Source organism: Peribacillus sp. NPDC055009 (assembly GCF_053608705.1).
The window spans coordinates 162,988-181,113 of the sequence record NZ_JBSGVZ010000002.1 but is presented as its reverse complement, the minus strand read 5'-3'; the positions used below and the strand labels follow the sequence as shown (position 1 = coordinate 181,113).

The 18,126-nt window shown below is 42.5% G+C and carries 18 protein-coding genes and 2 riboswitches; of the genes, 13 read left to right on the top strand and 5 right to left on the bottom strand.

Annotated features, from left to right (window positions below):
- Positions 1 to 13: 13 nt before the first annotated feature.
- Positions 14 to 1,465, bottom strand: coding sequence for an amino acid permease (locus ACWF5P_RS04680; RefSeq protein WP_230176186.1), 1,452 nt, complete (start codon positions 1,463 to 1,465; stop codon positions 14 to 16).
- 96 nt (positions 1,466 to 1,561) lie between these two features.
- Positions 1,562 to 1,747: riboswitch (Lysine riboswitch) on the bottom strand.
- Between the two features lie 254 nt (positions 1,748 to 2,001).
- Entirely contained in the window at positions 2,002 to 2,964 is a 963-nt protein-coding gene (locus tag ACWF5P_RS04675; protein ID WP_101223671.1) for a LacI family DNA-binding transcriptional regulator, read from the bottom strand.
- A gap of 646 nt (positions 2,965 to 3,610) precedes the next feature.
- Here ACWF5P_RS04675 and ACWF5P_RS04670 point away from each other — a divergent pair.
- The 5 genes from ACWF5P_RS04670 to ACWF5P_RS04650 all read left to right on the top strand — a co-directional run bounded on the left by ACWF5P_RS04670 (position 3,611) and on the right by ACWF5P_RS04650 (position 8,434).
- Positions 3,611 to 4,534 (top strand): metal ABC transporter solute-binding protein, Zn/Mn family, encoded by a 924-nt coding sequence (locus ACWF5P_RS04670; RefSeq protein WP_101223670.1) that lies wholly within the window; start codon positions 3,611 to 3,613, stop codon positions 4,532 to 4,534.
- Between the two features lie 12 nt (positions 4,535 to 4,546).
- A complete protein-coding gene (locus ACWF5P_RS04665) occupies positions 4,547 to 5,302 on the top strand; it encodes a metal ABC transporter ATP-binding protein (RefSeq protein WP_101223669.1) in 756 nt (251 codons plus the stop codon).
- Positions 5,303 to 5,312: 10 nt separating this feature from the next.
- Positions 5,313 to 6,236 (top strand): metal ABC transporter permease, encoded by a 924-nt coding sequence (locus tag ACWF5P_RS04660; protein ID WP_101223668.1) that lies wholly within the window; start codon positions 5,313 to 5,315, stop codon positions 6,234 to 6,236.
- Positions 6,233 to 7,114 carry a metal ABC transporter permease gene (locus ACWF5P_RS04655; protein ID WP_101223667.1) on the top strand — a complete coding sequence of 294 codons (882 nt, stop codon included), beginning with the start codon at positions 6,233 to 6,235 and terminating at the stop codon, positions 7,112 to 7,114. Before ACWF5P_RS04660 ends, ACWF5P_RS04655 begins: the two co-directional genes overlap by 4 nt.
- Before the next feature lie 147 nt (positions 7,115 to 7,261).
- On the top strand, positions 7,262 to 8,434 hold the full coding sequence (locus tag ACWF5P_RS04650; protein ID WP_101223666.1) for an FtsW/RodA/SpoVE family cell cycle protein: 1,173 nt from the start codon (positions 7,262 to 7,264) through the stop codon (positions 8,432 to 8,434).
- Between the two features lie 80 nt (positions 8,435 to 8,514).
- Here ACWF5P_RS04650 and ACWF5P_RS04645 read toward each other — a convergent pair whose 3' ends face one another.
- A complete protein-coding gene (locus ACWF5P_RS04645) occupies positions 8,515 to 8,850 on the bottom strand; it encodes a spore coat protein (RefSeq protein ID WP_101223665.1) in 336 nt (111 codons plus the stop codon).
- A 13-nt stretch (positions 8,851 to 8,863) separates the two neighbouring features.
- Positions 8,864 to 9,142, bottom strand: coding sequence for a hypothetical protein (locus tag ACWF5P_RS04640; RefSeq protein WP_101223664.1), 279 nt, complete (start codon positions 9,140 to 9,142; stop codon positions 8,864 to 8,866).
- A gap of 199 nt (positions 9,143 to 9,341) precedes the next feature.
- Between ACWF5P_RS04640 and ACWF5P_RS04635 the strand changes: the two genes are divergently transcribed.
- Entirely contained in the window at positions 9,342 to 10,208 is an 867-nt protein-coding gene (locus tag ACWF5P_RS04635; protein ID WP_402944053.1) for a proline dehydrogenase family protein, read from the top strand.
- Positions 10,209 to 10,257: 49 nt separating this feature from the next.
- On the opposite strand, the gene ACWF5P_RS04630 is transcribed toward ACWF5P_RS04635, so the two are convergent.
- Positions 10,258 to 10,392 carry a YuzL family protein gene (locus ACWF5P_RS04630; protein ID WP_072273724.1) on the bottom strand — a complete coding sequence of 45 codons (135 nt, stop codon included), beginning with the start codon at positions 10,390 to 10,392 and terminating at the stop codon, positions 10,258 to 10,260.
- Between the two features lie 207 nt (positions 10,393 to 10,599).
- On the opposite strand from ACWF5P_RS04630, the gene ACWF5P_RS04625 reads away from it, so the two are divergent.
- The 7 genes from ACWF5P_RS04625 to ACWF5P_RS04595 all read left to right on the top strand — a co-directional run bounded on the left by ACWF5P_RS04625 (position 10,600) and on the right by ACWF5P_RS04595 (position 17,835).
- Entirely contained in the window at positions 10,600 to 12,984 is a 2,385-nt protein-coding gene (locus ACWF5P_RS04625) for a 3-hydroxyacyl-CoA dehydrogenase NAD-binding domain-containing protein (protein ID WP_434168056.1), read from the top strand.
- Between the two features lie 72 nt (positions 12,985 to 13,056).
- Positions 13,057 to 14,235 carry an acetyl-CoA C-acetyltransferase gene (locus ACWF5P_RS04620; RefSeq protein WP_101223661.1) on the top strand — a complete coding sequence of 393 codons (1,179 nt, stop codon included), beginning with the start codon at positions 13,057 to 13,059 and terminating at the stop codon, positions 14,233 to 14,235.
- Positions 14,236 to 14,302: 67 nt separating this feature from the next.
- Entirely contained in the window at positions 14,303 to 16,090 is a 1,788-nt protein-coding gene (locus ACWF5P_RS04615) for an acyl-CoA dehydrogenase family protein (protein WP_101223660.1), read from the top strand.
- Between the two features lie 139 nt (positions 16,091 to 16,229).
- A complete protein-coding gene (locus ACWF5P_RS04610) occupies positions 16,230 to 16,586 on the top strand; it encodes an arsenate reductase family protein (RefSeq protein ID WP_063234020.1) in 357 nt (118 codons plus the stop codon).
- Between the two features lie 96 nt (positions 16,587 to 16,682).
- Positions 16,683 to 17,066: a glycine cleavage system protein GcvH gene (gcvH, locus tag ACWF5P_RS04605; RefSeq protein WP_101223658.1), complete on the top strand. Its 384-nt coding sequence runs from the start codon at positions 16,683 to 16,685 to the stop codon at positions 17,064 to 17,066.
- 91 nt (positions 17,067 to 17,157) lie between these two features.
- Entirely contained in the window at positions 17,158 to 17,523 is a 366-nt protein-coding gene (locus ACWF5P_RS04600) for a toprim domain-containing protein (RefSeq protein WP_048688210.1), read from the top strand.
- 3 nt (positions 17,524 to 17,526) lie between these two features.
- Positions 17,527 to 17,835, top strand: coding sequence for a thioredoxin domain-containing protein (locus ACWF5P_RS04595; RefSeq protein ID WP_434169739.1), 309 nt, complete (start codon positions 17,527 to 17,529; stop codon positions 17,833 to 17,835).
- A gap of 144 nt (positions 17,836 to 17,979) precedes the next feature.
- Positions 17,980 to 18,087: riboswitch (SAM riboswitch) on the top strand.
- Positions 18,088 to 18,126 lie beyond the last annotated feature (39 nt).

Sequence of the window (18,126 nt, the reverse complement as noted above, 5' to 3'; positions counted from 1 at the left end):
GGTCCTTTGCGTATTATTTTGATTTAAGGTCACATTCCTCTAGGGGAATGATTTTCGTTTTGTGCTTAATTTTATAGCCGAACCATAAGACGAAAAATAGAATCAAGCCAATGTAGGAAACGAACATTGAATTCCAGTCGATCCCATCGCTGCTGAAAGCTTGATAGCCTTGTCCGATAATAATGATAATACAAAGGACAAGTGCGAATATAGGCCCGAATGGGAAGCCTTTTGCCCGGAATGGTAAAGCATTCATATCAAGGCCTTGAGCTGCGTAGGCTTTGCGGAACCGATAATGGGCAATCGCAATCCCTACCCAGGTGACGAATCCCGCCATGCCTGAAGCGTTCAATAACCAGATATAAACGACGCCATCACCGAAAAACGAAGCTAAGAATGCAACGCAGCCAACTAAAGAAGTCACGATAAGGGCATTCACGGGTACTCCTCTTTTATCTAACTTGCCTAGGAATTTCGGTGCTTTACCATCACGTGCCAAGTCCCATAGCATACGGGTTGAAGCGTACATGCCAGAGTTACCGGCTGAGAGTACGGATGATAAAATAATCGCGTTCATGATGGATGCAGCAAATGCAAGGCCGGCCCTTTCAAATACAAGCGTAAATGGACTTACGGCAACATCTTCACTCAATAAACGTGAATCGGTAAACGGAATGATCATGCCAATTACAAAAATGGCTAAGATATAGAATAAGATGATACGCCAGAAAACGGATCTGATCGCTTTTGGGATATTTTTTTCTGGATCCTCACTTTCACCTGCAGTCACTCCAAGCAATTCCGTACCTTGGAATGAAAAGCCGGCAGCCATGAATACGCCTAGAATCGTGAAGAATCCTCCGTTAAAGGGACCTTCGCCCATTGTGAAATTGGAAAAACCGATTGGGTCTTTGCCACCCATGATTCCGAGAATGATCAGAACACCCGTGATCAAGAATATGACGACTGTCACGACCTTGATCATGGCAAACCAGAATTCTGTTTCCCCGAAACCTTTAACTGACATGTAATTGATAAGAAACATAATGATTAACGCAATGGCACTCCAGATAATTGAAGGGCTATCCGGGAACCAGAACTTCATAATTAAGACAACGGCTGCCAATTCGGCAGCAATGGTGATTGCCCAGTTATACCAGTAGTTCCAACCAATCGCAAAACCGAAAGACGGATCGACGAATTTGGATGCATAGACACGGAACGAACCGGCCACTGGCATGAACGCTGCCATTTCTGCAAGACTTGTCATTAAGTAATAAACCATGATGCCGATGATTGCGTATGCCACCAAGGCACCGCCGGGTCCGGCTGAATGAATGGCCCCGCCACTAGCTAAAAATAAACCTGTTCCAATCGTTCCACCTAATGAAATCATCATTAAATGACGCGCTTTCAGGCTCCTTTTCAGTTCAGTAGGGCTTGATGGTGATTGTGAATTTGACAATTGATGTTACACTCCTTTTTATTGGAAGGGAACGAAAAATAAAAAAACAGCAGTCGAAAAAGATCGACGGCTGTTTATAATAAACCCGTTTATCCTTCCGAAGATAGCTCCCCACGCTTTTTTGAAAAAACGTGACAGTGGTGTTCCTGTTCGGTTACACCGCCAGCAAGAATATACATGGAATATACCCTAACTTCGGCAACTTATCCTTTCAAACGGAGTCTTTAATTTTCCAGAATCTCGTCCGTTTTACTTTTATAAGCTGCAGCCTCTAACTCATCGGTAAATGAGGAAGTATTCAATTTTCTAAAATCGTTTGCGTCAGTTTAATAGGTGACGTCGGACGATTGTACTCATGAAATTCATGCAATCGTTAATAGATTGCTAGTAATTGAGTAAACTTTACTATATCAAAATTATAAAATAACTTCTGGGATATCGCAATGATTATTTTATGTGGTTATTTTTTCCTAGTTGAATGATGGCAGTAAGGAAGAATTCAAGTGACGATATACTAAAATAAAGCATCCTGATAACTAAACGGTTTTCCTTTTTATTAGGGCGTAGTCCAGTTTTACATGTTTGACCTCTCCAGGATTCTCAAATAGGTCCACTGCCATTTTCCCAATCCATTCCAGCGGTAAGGAAATGGTCGTGATGTCGAGCATTTCGCCAAGGCTATCATTATTGAAGCCGAGAATGGCCACATCTTCCGGTACCCTTATACCCGATTTCTTAGCGGTAAGAATGAATCCTGCCGCCGTGTCATCATTCGTGATGATGATGGCTTCAGGTTTATCCATCATCGAATTCCATTCCTGAAACAATTGTTCACCGTCTTTGATGTGATAACTGCCTTCAAACAGCCATTCTTTATTGTTTATAAGTTGATGTTTACTCATGATATCGTTAAAGGCTTTTGTGCGGTGGGAACTATTTCTGCTTTTTTTACGGCCGAGGCTGTATCCGATTTTCTTATATCCTTTAGCGATCACGTACTCAAGGGCACAGGAGAAAGCTGCATAATGATCAATGCTGATGGATGAGAATTCAGCCTGAGCTGTATCTTCACATAAAATAATCGGTCCGTATTTTTGATATTCCAAGAGGATTTTCATTTCTGAAATCCTTGAACAAACGATAATGCCATCGAGCTGCTTCATTTGCAGCATATTAAAAGCCTGGATTTCTTTCTCTCTATCATAATTTGTTTGAAAGATGACGATATGACAGCCGATTGCATTTGCCTGTTTAGTGATTCCGTTAACGATTGCCCCGTAATATGGGTGATTGTTGAAGGGGATGATGATGCCGATAAGATTGGTCTTGCCTTTTGAAAGATGAATGGCGTTGATGTTTCTCGTATAATTCAAACGATTGATCGCTTCTAAGACGCTCTTTCTTTTATCGGGGCTTACATATGGATGATCATTCAATACACGAGACACTGTTGAGACAGATACACCAGCACATTGAGCTATTTCTTTAATATTTGTCATGGTATCACCGTTTTTTCTTTTTTTTTATTGTACAGTATGAAACCCATTTCAGGGCAAGGGAACAGTGTGGGACTGCTGAAGATTTCTTCAAATAAGGTCTTGTTCTGGTATTGGTTTCATCCTTTAAGATTTGTTTAAGTCTTAGAGGAGGAGGAAATCATGATGTTCCAAACTTTAATCACCCTGGTTGTGCTTTGCGGAATCGAATTGGGATTTGCGTACTTGGCAATTTCATTGAAACAGGAAAAATGAGTGGCAATGCCAGTCAAGAATTCCGCGGTATTACGCGAGGAAACCACGTTTACTCGTGAATTTCATGTCGTCCAGAAATAGCTCCCCTATTTTATATTCACCATTAAAACTCCACAATATAAATATAACTTCATCGTTACGTTTCATGTACGGAATGACTGGCTGTCAGGGAGCTCCCTAGTGAGATTCCTGACAGTTTTTATTGTGTGTAAAAGTCATTCGCCTTTTTGAAATGTTTAAAAAATAGTTGCACTTTTTTTGTATATTTGTGTATAGTATAAAATAAGTTGTGTAGAGGAAACTTTTTAGCATTTACGACAATGTAAAAAAATTTACACTTAATTTTGCGTTCGGCAAACATTTTTAGGGAAATGAAAAAGAGGAGGGAATATGGATGGGTTTTCTAAAATCTATTGGGGGTGTGCTTGCTGCATTGCTGATTTTAACGGGGTGCGGTAATGATACAGCCGATAGGGATAAAGGCAATGGCAAGCTAAATGTCGTTACAACAACGGGAATGATTGGGGATTTGGTTGAGAATATCGGCGGTAAACATGTCGAGGTCACCAGTTTAATGGGACCGGGAGTCGACCCCCATCTATATAAAGCGACACAGGGTGATGTTAAGACACTGGATTCGGCTGATATGATTTTTTATAACGGATTGCATCTTGAAGGGAAAATGACGGATATATTTGAAATGATGAGTAAGGATAAACCGACGATTGCCGTAACGGAGGACTTTAAGGAGAACCAGCTTCGTAAAGTGAGTGCAACGGACCATGATCCCCACGTATGGTTTGATGTAAAGCTTTGGATCGTTGCGGCGGAGGCAGTTAAGAAAGAATTGATTGCCAATGATCGGGAACATGAAGCAGAGTATCGTGAAAATTATGAGGAGTACGTCCTGCAATTGGAGGAACTTGATAAATATGTTCAAGAGGAAATTAATAAAGTACCGGAAGATCAACGGGTTCTCGTTACAGCACATGATGCTTTTGGATACTACGGGCAGTCATATGGCCTGGATGTAAGAGGGCTCCAAGGGATCAATACTTTATCGGAATATGGATCAAAAGATGTGACGGATATGCGTAATTATCTTGTGGAGAACAAAATAAAAGCGATTTTCATTGAGTCAAGCGTACCAAGGAAGGCTATCGAGGCTGTCATTCAAGGGGCAGGTAAGCAGGGTCACAAAGTGGAAATCGGCGGGGAATTGTTCTCGGATGCAATGGGTGAAAAAGGGACGGAAGAAGGAACGTATATCGGAATGGTCCGTCATAATACAGACACCATCGTCCGTGCATTGAAATAAGGGGGAGAAACTATGAATCAAGCAGCTTTGAAGGTCGAAAATTTAACGATTGCTTATCATAAGAAGCCGGTTGTCGAAGATGTCTCGTTTGAGGTGCCGGAAGGAAATTTAATTGGTATCATAGGCCCCAATGGAGCAGGGAAGTCCACTTTGATAAAGGGAATACTCGAATTGATTCCAAAAATATCGGGGCAAATCACAATAAAAGGATCTACTTATAAATCGATGAGGAAGAGTATCGGTTATGTACCACAGCGGGAGTCAGTGGATTGGGATTTTCCGACCAACGCACTCGATGTCGTGATGATGGGCAGATATGGTCATCTCGGATGGCTGAAGCGGCCAGGGAAGTCCGAAAGGCAGAAGGGGATGGAGTGCCTGGAAAAGGTGGGGATGGCTGAATATGCTAACCGCCAGATCAGCCAGCTATCAGGCGGGCAGCAGCAACGGATATTCCTGGCCCGCGCATTGGCACAGGAAGCGGATATTTATTTTATGGATGAACCGTTCGTAGGGGTGGATGCCGCAACGGAGAAAGCAATCATACAATTGCTTATGGAATTGAAGGAAAAAGGCAAAACCGTCCTGGTTGTGCACCATGATCTATCCACCGTGAAGGAATATTTCGACTGGACGATGTTATTGAATAAAAAGGTGATGAAAATAGGTCCGACAGAGGAAGTGTTCATTCCCGAATACTTACAGGAAACATATGGAGGCCGCCTAGCGATACTATCAGACACAAAATCCGGCCTTTTATTAAAATGAGGTGTACACGATGAACATACTGGATATTATTACTGATCCAAATACAAGGTGGATATTGCTTGGCACGATGTTTCTCGGATTAAGCAGCGGGGTCATCGGCAGCTTTGCCTACCTCAGAAAGCAGTCTTTGCTTGGTGACACGCTCGCACATGCAGCATTACCCGGTATCTGTGTGGCCTTTATGTTAACTGGAGTGAAATCCACTTCCTACTTTCTAATAGGTGCCGCACTGGCTGGCTTAGTGGCTGTCTTCTTGATCAGTGTGCTTACGAGATACAGTAAGATCAAGCAGGATGCGGCATTGGGAATCGTCTTATCTTCCTTCTTTGGCTTCGGAATTGTCATGCTTACGCAGATCCAGCAGAGCGAGTATGGAAACCAGAGTGGATTGGATACGTTTTTATTCGGGCAGACGGCGTCAATGGTCATGTCCGATGTGTATATGATGATGACGGTTTCTTTTATTCTCATATTCACTTGTACCGTATTTTTTAAAGAATTCAAATTACTTTCCTTTGACCCTGGGTTTGCTAAGGGGATGGGATTACCAGTTGTTTTTCTGGATTATTTCATCATGATGCTGATAGTGGCAGCTGTAGTGATCGGTATCCAGGCTGTAGGCGTCGTATTGATGGCATCTTTACTGATAACGCCTGCGGTATCCGCGAGATATTGGACGGAGCGCCTGCATATCATGGTCATCCTGTCTGGTATATTCGGAATGTTGAGCGGTGTGTCTGGTACGTTGATCAGTACATCGGTCAATGATTTGCCAACAGGACCGTTAATTGTCTTATCCGCGACGGTATGGTTTTTCTTTTCCATGCTTTTTGCACCTAAACGCGGAGTGCTTTCATCTGTATGGAGAAGGGTTTCGACGAAAAAGAAATATTCTCTCGAACAGGATAGAAGGAAAGGGAGCCACACATCATGAATGATTTTTGGATTATCTTAGTCGGAGCATTAGTGGCGGGTTCTTGCAGTGTATTAGGGTGTTTTTTGATAGTCAGGAAAATGACGTTGATTGGAGATGCAATCAGTCATTCCGTTTTGCCGGGAATCGTATTGGCATTTTTAATAACCGGAACCCGTGATTCCGTTCCAATGCTGATAGGGGCTGCTGCGCTCGGATTGCTTACCGTATTCTTGATCCAGCTTTTCCAATCGTCGGGCGTTCAATCCGACGCAGCGATCGGGATTGTATTCACTTCCCTTTTTGCAACGGGGATCGTACTCGTGAGCCTGTATACGCAACAAATAGATTTTGACCTGGAACATGTCCTATATGGCGAAATAGCCTATACTCCCTGGAATACGATGACAATCGCGGGAATCGAGGCTGGACCAAAAGCTGTTTGGATAGTCGGCAGTTGTTTCATCCTGAATCTCGTACTGATCTTCCTTTTCTTCAAACAGTTTAAACTCGTGTCTTTTGATCCGTCACTTGCTGCAGCAATGGGTATTCCTGTACTGTTCTTCCATTACTTATTGATGAGCCTCATCTCACTGACAACTGTAGCTTCTTTTGATAGTGTAGGTTCCATTTTAGTAGTTGGAATGCTCATCATACCTGCGGCAACAGCATACCTGCTGTCAGACCGTTTAAGCAGCATGATATTGGTCAGTATCGGGGTAGGGGTGCTAAGTTCCGTCATCGGCTACTATTCTGCCACCATTTTGGATGCCTCGATTTCAGGCTGCATGGTGGGGTCGGCCGCCATATTATTCGGAATGGCCTTTCTCTTTTCCCCAAACCATGGATTGGTCAGCTTATTGCTGAAACGGAGAAAATCAAAGGAATCACATGCATAGCTCTCTCTGCATACAGGCTTCATGGAAATAACTCCATGAAGCCTGTAAACTATTCTTCTATATAGTTGTGATTTTATTTGTTTAAAGTATAATGAATAAGTGTATTTATAGATATATCGCAGGAGCCTTTTTAAGGGAGAGTTAAGTATGGAAGAACAAAATAAATTTTCATCACGAATAGATTTTTCTTTGGTCACAATATTGCTGTTATTATGCGTTGGAAGTTGCTTAGCAATCTATAGTGCCCAAACGACTGGACAGTACGCTGAAAACTTCTTAATTAAACAAATTTTTTGGTATATAGTTGGAATCGGAATCGTATTAGGTTTCATCACCTTGGATTCTGATCAGTTGAAAAAAATATCTTGGTACGCCTATGGCTTCGGATTGTTTTTGCTTTTTTTGCTGATCATTATGCCGGAAAGCATCGTTCCTGTCCGGAATGGTGCGAAAAGTTGGTTCATCATTCCGGGAATCGGTTCGATTCAGCCATCGGAATTCATGAAGGTTTTCCTCATCCTGGCTTTAGCGAATGTCATCTCAAACCATCATCTCAAAAACACGCTGAAAACGATTCAAACGGATATCTGGCTGCTTATTAAAATCGGTCTTGTGACCGGTGCCCCCTTATTGTTAATCATGCAACAGCCGGATTTAGGCACCTCGCTTGTCATCATGTCCATCATGCTCGGAATGATTTTCATCTCAGGGGTAACGTGGAAGATCCTGCTGCCAATCGTTTCGGGAGGAATTGTCGTCGCTTCAGCGGTCCTGTACTTTGTACTTTGGAAGCCGGAAATCCTGGAAAAATACCTAGGGGTAAAATCCTATCAATTCGGCCGTATCTATTCTTGGCTGGATCCATATAATTATGCCAGCTCCGAAGGATATCACTTAACCAAATCTTTACTGGCCATCGGCTCCGGCCAGACCACAGGCAAGGGAATCGGCTCGAGGGAAGTGTATTTGCCTGAGAGTCATTCGGATTTCATTTTCAGCATCATCGGTGAAGAATTCGGCTTCATCGGATCAAGTATCATTATTTCCTTGTTTTTCCTATTGATTTACCATATAACAAAAACGGGAATGGACACGAAAAATAACTTCTATACATATATCTGTGTTGGCGTTATAAGCATGTTGACGTTTCACGTTTTTCAAAATATCGGCATGACTGTAGGCCTTTTACCAATAACGGGGATTCCGCTTCCATTTGTCAGTTATGGAGGAAGCTCGCTAATGGGGAACATGATGGCCATGGGCTTAATATTCAGCATTCGGTATCACTATAAGAAGTATATGTTTTCAACGGATATCTAAATATAAAGCCGGCCCCCGATGGGCCGGCTTTATTTGTAGCAAAAAAAACAAAAGGAGCAGAATCTCCCCTGAATGTTTGCTTATTGAATGTTCGTTCCAGTTGGAAATTGATTTTTATAACCGGAAAATTGTTGATACGATTGGCTTAAGCTGGTAGCTTGCGCCTTTTCTAAACTATACCAGCCTTTTTCGAACATAAGGTTATAGAGTTCGCGCTGCATCTCTTGATTTTCTTTGGCAACGGAGAAAATGTCTTGGAATAAGGCTTGGTTACTCATTTCATGCAGGGCAACGGAAAGGGAGTTGCAAAAGTACTTTTCAGTTGAAAGCATATCATTTATAAAATCCCTGTCATTCATTTGCGGTGTCTTTGCCACGGGAGATTCTGGATTTTGGACTTTGTTTTCATTGGGCATCAAGAACCCTCCTTTACTGGTATTGTTGTTGACCCTGATTTTGGTCGGGGTTCAAATGTTTCAATATGGTATCGTAATGACGTTGATGCATGAGTCCGCACCGATTTAAAGCATCAATGATTTGCGGATCCTTGCATTGTGTGGCAAAAAAATGTGCTTTTTTAATTGCATTCAGATTCCATGCAAGCATATCGGTTAAGTATAAGCTATCTTTCACCGTAACCATTTCCGGCGGCTGTTTCATAAAGCCGGTGGACTGCTGTTGGCTGTTAAACGAATTTTGCTGTTCCATCATTGCTACCTCCTTAAGTGTTCTTTAAACGAGCTTAATTTTCCCTTCTGGATTTTTTTTATTCTTGATTCTAAATATCTGAAAAGTGCATTAAATGGTAAAATAATCTTGTGCATCTATTTTCCAAAATGATTTGGAGGGGAATGCAGTGGAAAGAATATTGAAAAATCTATTCCTTTTTTTATCAAAGAACAAGGGCATGACAAAGGCAGCGAAAAAATACGGGCTGCGGTTTGGGGCATCTCGTTTCGTGGCAGGAGAATCCTTGGATATGGCATGTGAAGTGATTGCAGATCTTAACCGGAAAGGGCTTGCCGTCACTATTGATTATTTAGGTGAATTCATTGAAGATGAACAAGAAGCAGGGAAGATGGCAGATGAGTGCATTGAAGCAATCCGCATGATTGGCAGAAATGAACTCGATTCACAGTTATCCCTGAAGCTGACCTCGATGGGCTTGGATGTGTCCGAACGAGTCGTAATGAATAACATGCGGAGGATCTTGGATGAAGCTAAAGCCCATCAGGTTTTCGTGACGCTTGATATGGAAGATTTTCCGCGCTGTCAGCCGACTTTGGATGTATTCAAAAACCTAAAGTCTGAATATAATGAATTGGGGACTGTCATCCAAGCTTATCTGTATCGGACTGAGAAGGATATTGAGGAGCTGGATGCATACCATCCGAATCTAAGGCTTGTTAAAGGGGCTTATAAAGAACCAAGGGAAGTGGCTTTTCCCGAGAAAAAAGATGTGGATGAGAATTTCAAGAAAATCATCAAGAAGCATATGCAAAATGGCAATTACACAGCCGTTGCCACACATGATGACAAAATCATTGATTATACGAGGGACTTGGTCAAAGATCAGGGAATTCCCCGTGATCGATTTGAATTCCAAATGTTATATGGCATCCGCAATGAAAAGCAGCTCGAACTTGCTAAAGAAGGATATAAGGTAAGGGTGTATGTTCCTTATGGTACGGATTGGTATGGATACTTCATGCGCCGCCTTGCAGAGAGACCGGCCAATATTGCTTTCGTTTTAAAAGGCCTATTCAAGAAATAGGAAGCGAGAGCCGCCCCGGAAAAGGGACGGCTGCTCAAATTAAGAAGGATTATCTTTTGAACTGATTGTTCTGGCTGTTCACTTTATTGATTCCGTGTTGACGTTCAGCGCCAGGGCCGGCATTGCCTTTAACGCTTGCTGCGCTTACGGCTGCTTTAGAAGGATTATCTTTACGCTTCATTATATAAGTCACCTCCACTCCGGTTATTTTTTACTGAACGGAGGAGAAATAACCGAAGGAACTCGGAGAAAAAAATATTTTTTTCCTGTTTAATCATTGCGGAATTTCCAAATATATTCTATATTAGTAATAAGAAAAAATATTCAAAATTTTTTTGAATTAAAAATGAATGAGCATTCATTCAATAAATTGTGTAAGGGGGATATGAACTTGGTTCGACAAATACGAAAGGCTGCTGTTCTAGGGTCAGGAGTTATGGGATCAGGGATTGCTGCACACCTTGCTAACATCGGCATTCCGACTTTATTATTGGATATTGTACCTCGTGAACTAACTGAGGATGAAAAGAAAAAGGGACTGACATTAGATAATAAACAAGTGCGTAACCGCATCAGCCAAACAGCGATTACGAAACTTTTAAAACAGAAACCAGCTCCGCTTTCGGCTAAGGGAAACATTGCGTTGATCGAGGCAGGAAACCTGGAAGATGATATAAGTCGTTTAAAGGATGTCGATTGGATCATCGAAGTGGTCGTTGAGAAGCTTGAGGTTAAGCAAAGTGTGTTCGCCCAGGTTGATCAGCATCGTAAACCAGGAAGCATCGTTTCATCGAATACCTCCGGAATATCAATTGAAGCAATGGCAGAAGGCCGTTCGGAGGACTTTCAAAAGCACTTCCTGGGAACCCACTTCTTCAATCCGCCGCGTTATCTTAAGTTGTTGGAGCTTATTCCAACTAAAGCAACTTCACCAGAAGTGCTCGAATACATGAAACGATTCGGCGAAGATGTACTGGGAAAAGGTGTAGTCGAAGCCAAGGATACCCCTAACTTTATCGCAAACCGAATTGGAACTTATGGTTTATTGGTCACTCTGCGGGAAATGCAAAAAGGCGGATACAGTGTTGGTGAGGTCGATTCGGTTACAGGTCCGTTGATTGGAAGGGCAACTAGTGCGACTTTCCGGACACTTGATGTAGTTGGATTGGATACCTTTGCACATGTTGCCAGAAACGTATATGAACAGGTGGATGGAGAAGAAAAAGAAGTTTTCAAAATACCTGATTTCATGAATGAAATGCTTAAGAATGGGTGGCTTGGAAGCAAGTCAGGCCAAGGATTTTTCTTGAAAAAAGGAAAGGAAATCCTTGAACTGAATCCCGATACCCTTGAATATGATGCACGAAAAAGATTAAAAACGCCTTCCATTGAAATGGCTAAACAGGCCAAGGGCTTTGAAAATAAAATGAAAGCGCTTGTTTATAGCGAAGACCGTACCGGCCAATTACTTTGGAATGTCCTGAATCCGGCGCTTGTGTATTCTGCCCAGCTGCTTGGGGACATCGCGGATGACATTGTGGCGATCGATCAAGCGATGAAATGGGGCTTCGGATGGTCAACAGGACCATTTGAAACATGGGATGCGATAGGGGTAGAAAAATCGGTAGCCCGAATGGAGGCGGAAGGCATCACCGTTCCGCAATGGGTGAAGGATATGCTCGCTAAAGGCATCACTTCCTTCTATAAAGAAGAAAATGGCATAGTTCACTATTATGATAATGGTGAATATAAGGAACTTGTTGCAAATCCTAAAGTGATAAATCTTAAAGCGATAAAGAAACAAAAAGGCGTAATCAAGAAAAACAGTGGTGCAAGCTTGATGGATATCGGCGATGGAGTGGCTCTTCTTGAATTCACTTCACCGAATAATGCAATCGGTCTGGATATCATACAAATGATCAATGCGGCGGTCGACGAAGCGGAAGCGAATTTTAAAGGCTTGGTCATCGGAAACCAAGGAAAGAACTTCTGTGTAGGCGCTAATATTGCAATGATGCTGATGGAAGCACAGGATGACAACATTTTTGAACTCGATATGGTCATCAGCCAATTCCAAAAGGCGATGCTTAAAATCAAGTACAGTGCTGTTCCTGTAGTGGTTGCACCGTTTAATATGACACTTGGCGGGGGAGCTGAAGTATCTCTTCCGGCAGCGCGCATCCAGGCAACGACAGAAACGTATATGGGACTAGTGGAAGCTGGTGTAGGTTTGATTCCAGGCGGCGGCGGGACTAAAGAACTTTATGTGAAGACGTTGAGGAATATGCCGAAGGGCGTCGACTTCGACTTACAGAAAGTGGCCAACCAAGTATTTGAAACGGTCGCCATGGCAAAAGTTTCGACCTCCGCCGAGGAAGCGAGAGGGAACAATTTCCTTAATTCAGCGGATGGAATAAGCGTGAATGCAGATCATCAGCTATATGATGCGAAACAAGCGGTAATTTCCATGCATGAACAAGGCTATATCGCTCCGGCCCGCACAAAAATCCCTGTCGTAGGTGAAACGGGATATGCCGCACTTCTATTAGGGGCGGAATCCATGCGCCTTTCAGGTTTCTTATCAGAACATGACCTTGTCATAGCCAAAGAGCTTGCATATGTGCTGGCGGGGGGAAAACTCCCATTTGGCACGGAAGTAGATGAACAGTACATCTTGAACCTAGAAAAACAGGCATTCCTGAAACTGATTTCGACTTCGAAATCCCAAGCAAGGATGCAGCATATGCTTGTTAAAGGCAAACCACTCCGTAATTGATGACTAGACGAAGAAATGGCCAAAACGAAGATTAATAGATCAATAGCTTAAAAATGAGTAAGGGGGATCCTCATGAAAGAAGCGGTAATAGTAGCTGGAGCAAGGACTCCGGTTGGAAGAGCGAAAAAAGGTTCTCTTGCCAGTGTACGTCCTGATGATTTAGGGGCTCTTGTCGTAAAGGAAACGTTAAAGCGTGCAGGAAATTATGAAGGCACCATCGATGACCTGATTATCGGTTGTGCAATGCCTGAAGCGGAGCAAGGATTGAACATGGCTCGTAACATTGGTGCATTGGCAGGATTACCTTATACAGTACCGGCCATAACGATTAATCGTTACTGTTCAAGCGGGCTGCAAAGCATCGCATATGGAGCGGAAAGGATCATGCTCGGCCAAAGTGATACTGTCATTGCAGGCGGAGCGGAATCCATGAGCCTTTTGCCAATGATGGGCCATGTAACACGTCCGAACGCGAGACTTGCGGAAACGGCACCGGAATATTATATGGGTATGGGCCACACTGCTGAAGCCGTTGCAAAAAAATACGGCATTTCCCGTGACGATCAAGATGCATTTTCTGTTCGTAGTCATCAAAAGGCGGCGAAGGCCATTGCAGAAGGAAAGTTTTCGGATGAGATCGTGCCGGTTGACGTAACCCTTCGTTCAGTGGGACCAGATCTTAAGTTAAAGGAAAAAACATTTACATTTACACAGGATGAGGGCGTTCGTCCAGGCACCACTGCTGAAGTGCTAAAAAAACTAAGACCTGCATTCTCTGTTACAGGCTCCGTAACAGCAGGGAATTCCTCACAAACGAGTGATGGTGCAGCCGCGGTCATGGTCATGGATGGGGAAAAGGCCTCTTCATTAGGGATGAAACCGATGGGTAAGTTCCGTTCCTTTGCTGTAGCGGGAGTACCGCCAGAAATCATGGGTATCGGACCGATTGCAGCCATTCCTAAAGCTTTGAAGCTAGCGGGTCTTGAGTTATCGGATATTGGTTTATTTGAATTGAATGAAGCCTTTGCTTCCCAATCCATTCAAATCATTCGTGAGCTCGGTTTGAATGAAGAGATTGTCAATGTAAATGGCGGAGCCATCGCCTTAGGCCATCCACTAGGATGTTCGGGGGCAAAACTGACATTAAGCCTGCTACATGAAATGAAGCGCAGAAACCAACAGTTCGGAGTCGTGACAATGTGTATTGGCGGCGGAATGGGTGCTGCTGGAGTATTTGAATTATTGGCTTAATCCCCCCTCCCGGAAGCTGTCATGCTTCCGGCGGATTTACTATCTTAAATACTTAGGAGGAAATAACATGTCCAATCAAACTACAGATAACCTCATTAAAGGCGGAGCCTTTTTAGTAGAAGATATTACGTATGATCAAGTGTTTACACCGGAAGATTATTCTGATGAGCATAAAATGATCGCCAAAACTACCGAGGATTTCGTAGAGAATGAAATTCTGCCGCAGGTTGAACATTTAGAAAACCATGAATTTGACCGTTCCGTTAAATTACTGAAGCATGCAGGTGAAATCGGTTTACTTGGTGCTGACGTTCCTGAGGAATACAGCGGACTGGGTCTTGATAAAATCAGTTCGGCATTGATCACAGAAAAAATGGCACTTTCAGGCGGCTTTGGAATTACGCATGGTGCACATGTAGGTATCGGATCTTTGCCGATCGTATTATTCGGGAATGAAGAACAAAAGAAAAAATACCTCCCTTTACTGGCAACGGGTGAGAAGATTGCTGCGTATGCCTTAACGGAACCAAGCTCAGGTTCAGATGCCTTGGGAGCAAAAACGACAGCGAAATTGAATGCCGAAGGAACACACTATATTTTAAATGGTGAAAAACAATGGATTACAAATGCAGGTTTTGCAGATGTCTTCTGTGTATACGCCAAAATCGACGGCGAACAATTCTCCGCTTTCATAGTTGAGCGTGATTATGATGGCGTATCAACTGGTGCTGAAGAGAAGAAAATGGGAATCAAAAGCTCATCTACACGTACATTAATCCTTGAAGATGTACATGTGCCAGTCGAAAACCTTTTGGGTGTAGCCGGAAAAGGACATGTCATCGCTTTCAATATCCTGAATATCGGCCGTTATAAATTAGGTGTCGGTGCTGTCGGCGGATCTAAACGCGCCCTTGAGATTACAGCAGCTTATACGAATCAACGTCAACAGTTCAAAACGAAAATTTCCGATTTTAACTTGACGAAAGAAAAACTTGCAACAATGGCATCCAAAATTTATGCAGCAGAAAGCTCTGTATACCGTACCGTTGGCCTTTATGAACAAAGACAAAGCAAATTGACGGATGAGCAAGTGAAAGATGGGAAATCAATGGCTGCTGCAATCGCTGAATATGCCATTGAGTGTTCATTGAATAAATTCTTCGCTTCCGAAGTGTTGGATTATGTTACGGACGAAGGCGTACAGCTTCATGGTGGCTATGGTTTCATGCAGGAGTATGAAATTGAAAAAGCATATCGTGATTCCCGGATTAACCGGATCTTTGAAGGTACAAATGAAATCAATCGATTGCTTGTCCCTGGAACTTTCCTGAAGAAAGCACTTAAAGGGGAATTGCCGCTTCTTCAAAAGGCTCAAAGCCTACAAGAGGAATTAATGATGATGATGCCGGAAGAACCTGGTGATGAGCCATTGGCACAAGAAAAAATGCTTGTTAGAAATGCTAAGAAAATCGGGATTCTGGCAGCTGGCCTTGCTGCACAGAAATACGGCAAAACTCTTGATCAAGAACAAGAAATCCTCTCCAACATTGCTGATATCGCATCCCTTGCCTATGCAGCGGAATCCGTGGTATTGCGTACGGAAAAAGCAATAGCAGCTACAGGTTTGGAGAAGAACAAACAAAAAGTGCTTTACACAGAAATCTTCGTTCAGGAAGCTTTCAATGAAATAGAACAGCACGCAAAGGAAACGTTAATCGCAGTGGAAACAGGCGATACTCTTCGCATCATGCTTGCGTCGCTCCGTAAGCTGACAAGGCATAATCCGATCAATGTCATTGCGAAAAAACGTGAAGCTTCCGTCAAGGTAATCGAAGCTGAAAAATATGCTCTTTAAGAAATGAATCAAAGGAAATAAGGGAATGCCCGAGAAGGCATTCCCTTATTTCCTTTGATGAAATCGCATTGGAAAATCAAAAGACAATTCGTTGTATTGCGTGATGAAAACGGGTATTCTATTGATAGGTGGTGAAATGATGGGCTTAACATTATATTGGTACCCAAAATGCGGCACATGCCGTAACGCGAAGAAGTGGCTTGATAATCATGAACTGCAGTATGAAGCGATCCATATAGCGGAAAATCCGCCTTCGCGAACAGAAATAGAACAACTATATAAAATCAGCAATTTGGAGTTGAAGAAGTTTTTCAATACTAGCGGTCAAAAATATCGGGAGCTTGGCTTAAAGGATAAGCTGAAAGAAGCTTCTGAAGCAGAGATGCTTGATATATTGTCCACAGATGGCATGCTTCTGAAAAGGCCGATTGTTACGGATGGCACCAAAGTGACGGTAGGTTTCAAAGAGGAGCAATTCGAACAGGTTTGGAACTGAAAATTTCTCGAAATATTTGGTTAATTCCTTACTTAAACAAACAATCTACCTTATAATGGAATAGATAAAATAAGATGTACATATGGAGGGTTAATAATGACAACAACACCAAAAGAACTTCGTTACACAAAAGAACATGAATGGGTCAAAACGGAAGATGGAACAGTGCGCATTGGAATTACAGCTTTCGCACAGTCCGAGCTTGGGGACATCGTATTCGTTGAGCTTCCGGAAATCGGCGATGAATTGAAAGCGAACGAACCATTCGGAAGTGTTGAATCCGTTAAGACCGTTTCTGAGCTTTATGCACCTATCAGTGGCAAGGTTGTTGAAGTAAACGAAGATTTAAGTGACAACCCTGAATATGTAAATGAGTCTCCTTATGAAAAGGCATGGATGGTTGTGCTTGAACCATCTAATAGCAGTGATATTGAAAGCCTGATGAGCGCTGAAGAGTATGAGAGTTTAATCAACGGTTAAAAAAAGGAGAGGGGGGACTGAAAAGGCCTGCTCTCTTTTTCATTTTGTACCGTGGCAGTTGCACACATAATTCGTGAGATGGAGTGATGACATGGAGTGGGGCGAATTCGATAAAGTGATCATTGTAGAAGGCAGTTCCGATAGAAGAAAAGTTGCCTCCGTTTTAAATGAAGATGTGGAAATAAGATGTACGAATGGGACCATATCATTAACTAAGCTGGATGAATTAGTGGATGAATTGATGGACCGTGATGTTTATCTCCTTTTTGACGCAGATGAATCAGGAGAAAAGCTGCGGAAGCAGTTCCGAAGGGAAATGCCTGAGGCGAACCACCTGTATATTAATAAAATGTACAAAGAAGTGGAAAGCTCACCCGAACATCATATCGCAACTGTGCTTCTATCTGCCAATATGAATGTGAAAATGAAATTTTTAAGTCAAAGGGTGAACGACTAATTGATGCAGGAATGGAAAGAAGAAGAGTGTAAGCTTGCTGTTGAACATGGGGAAACCTTTTGCTTATATTTATATACCCCTTTATGCGGCACTTGTCAGGTTGCCTCCAAGATGCTGACGATATCCTTGGAGCTATTCCCGGAATTGAAGGCAGGCAAAATGAATATGAATTATGTCCAAGCAATTGCCGAATCATATGAAATTGAAAGTGTTCCATGTTTATTGTTTTTCAAAGAAGGACGGCTGCACAAAAAAATATATGCCTTTCAATCCGTTCCTTATTTGTACGGATTGCTTAAGGAAATCAGCTAAGAAACCAATCGGAACCGTGGTTGGTTTCTTTGTTGCGGACATATGAATGTTAGATGAAATTAAACAAAGAATATTCTAACAATTCATTGACTGATTTAATCTAAAATGCTATATTTTGAATTAAGTAACAGCAGAATTTAATAGTTCTTATCAAGAGTGGCGGAGGGACTGGCCCGACGAAGCCCGGCAACCGGTATAAATTTTTATATACGGTGCTAATTCCAGCAGAGTGTTGGCTCTGGTAGATGAGGTGTATTCTTGAAACCTCTTCTTATTGAAGTGGTTTTTTTG

Excerpts from the sequence above, each read along its gene's own strand:
- ACWF5P_RS04670 (WP_101223670.1), top strand. The coding sequence starts at position 3,611 with ATGGGTTTTCTAAAATCTATTGGGGGTGTGCTTGCTGCATTGCTGATT.
- ACWF5P_RS04675 (WP_101223671.1), bottom strand. The coding sequence starts at position 2,964 with ATGACAAATATTAAAGAAATAGCTCAATGTGCTGGTGTATCTGTCTCA.
- ACWF5P_RS04650 (WP_101223666.1), top strand. The coding sequence starts at position 7,262 with ATGGAAGAACAAAATAAATTTTCATCACGAATAGATTTTTCTTTGGTC.
- ACWF5P_RS04660 (WP_101223668.1), top strand. The coding sequence starts at position 5,313 with ATGAACATACTGGATATTATTACTGATCCAAATACAAGGTGGATATTG.
- ACWF5P_RS04615 (WP_101223660.1), top strand. The coding sequence starts at position 14,303 with ATGTCCAATCAAACTACAGATAACCTCATTAAAGGCGGAGCCTTTTTA.
- ACWF5P_RS04645 (WP_101223665.1), bottom strand. The coding sequence starts at position 8,850 with ATGCCCAATGAAAACAAAGTCCAAAATCCAGAATCTCCCGTGGCAAAG.
- ACWF5P_RS04620 (WP_101223661.1), top strand. The coding sequence starts at position 13,057 with ATGAAAGAAGCGGTAATAGTAGCTGGAGCAAGGACTCCGGTTGGAAGA.
- ACWF5P_RS04610 (WP_063234020.1), top strand. The coding sequence starts at position 16,230 with ATGGGCTTAACATTATATTGGTACCCAAAATGCGGCACATGCCGTAAC.
- ACWF5P_RS04635 (WP_402944053.1), top strand. The coding sequence starts at position 9,342 with ATGACAAAGGCAGCGAAAAAATACGGGCTGCGGTTTGGGGCATCTCGT.
- ACWF5P_RS04655 (WP_101223667.1), top strand. The coding sequence starts at position 6,233 with ATGAATGATTTTTGGATTATCTTAGTCGGAGCATTAGTGGCGGGTTCT.
- ACWF5P_RS04665 (WP_101223669.1), top strand. The coding sequence starts at position 4,547 with ATGAATCAAGCAGCTTTGAAGGTCGAAAATTTAACGATTGCTTATCAT.
- ACWF5P_RS04595 (WP_434169739.1), top strand. The coding sequence starts at position 17,527 with ATGCAGGAATGGAAAGAAGAAGAGTGTAAGCTTGCTGTTGAACATGGG.
- ACWF5P_RS04640 (WP_101223664.1), bottom strand. The coding sequence starts at position 9,142 with ATGGAACAGCAAAATTCGTTTAACAGCCAACAGCAGTCCACCGGCTTT.
- ACWF5P_RS04600 (WP_048688210.1), top strand. The coding sequence starts at position 17,158 with ATGGAGTGGGGCGAATTCGATAAAGTGATCATTGTAGAAGGCAGTTCC.
- gcvH (WP_101223658.1), top strand. The coding sequence starts at position 16,683 with ATGACAACAACACCAAAAGAACTTCGTTACACAAAAGAACATGAATGG.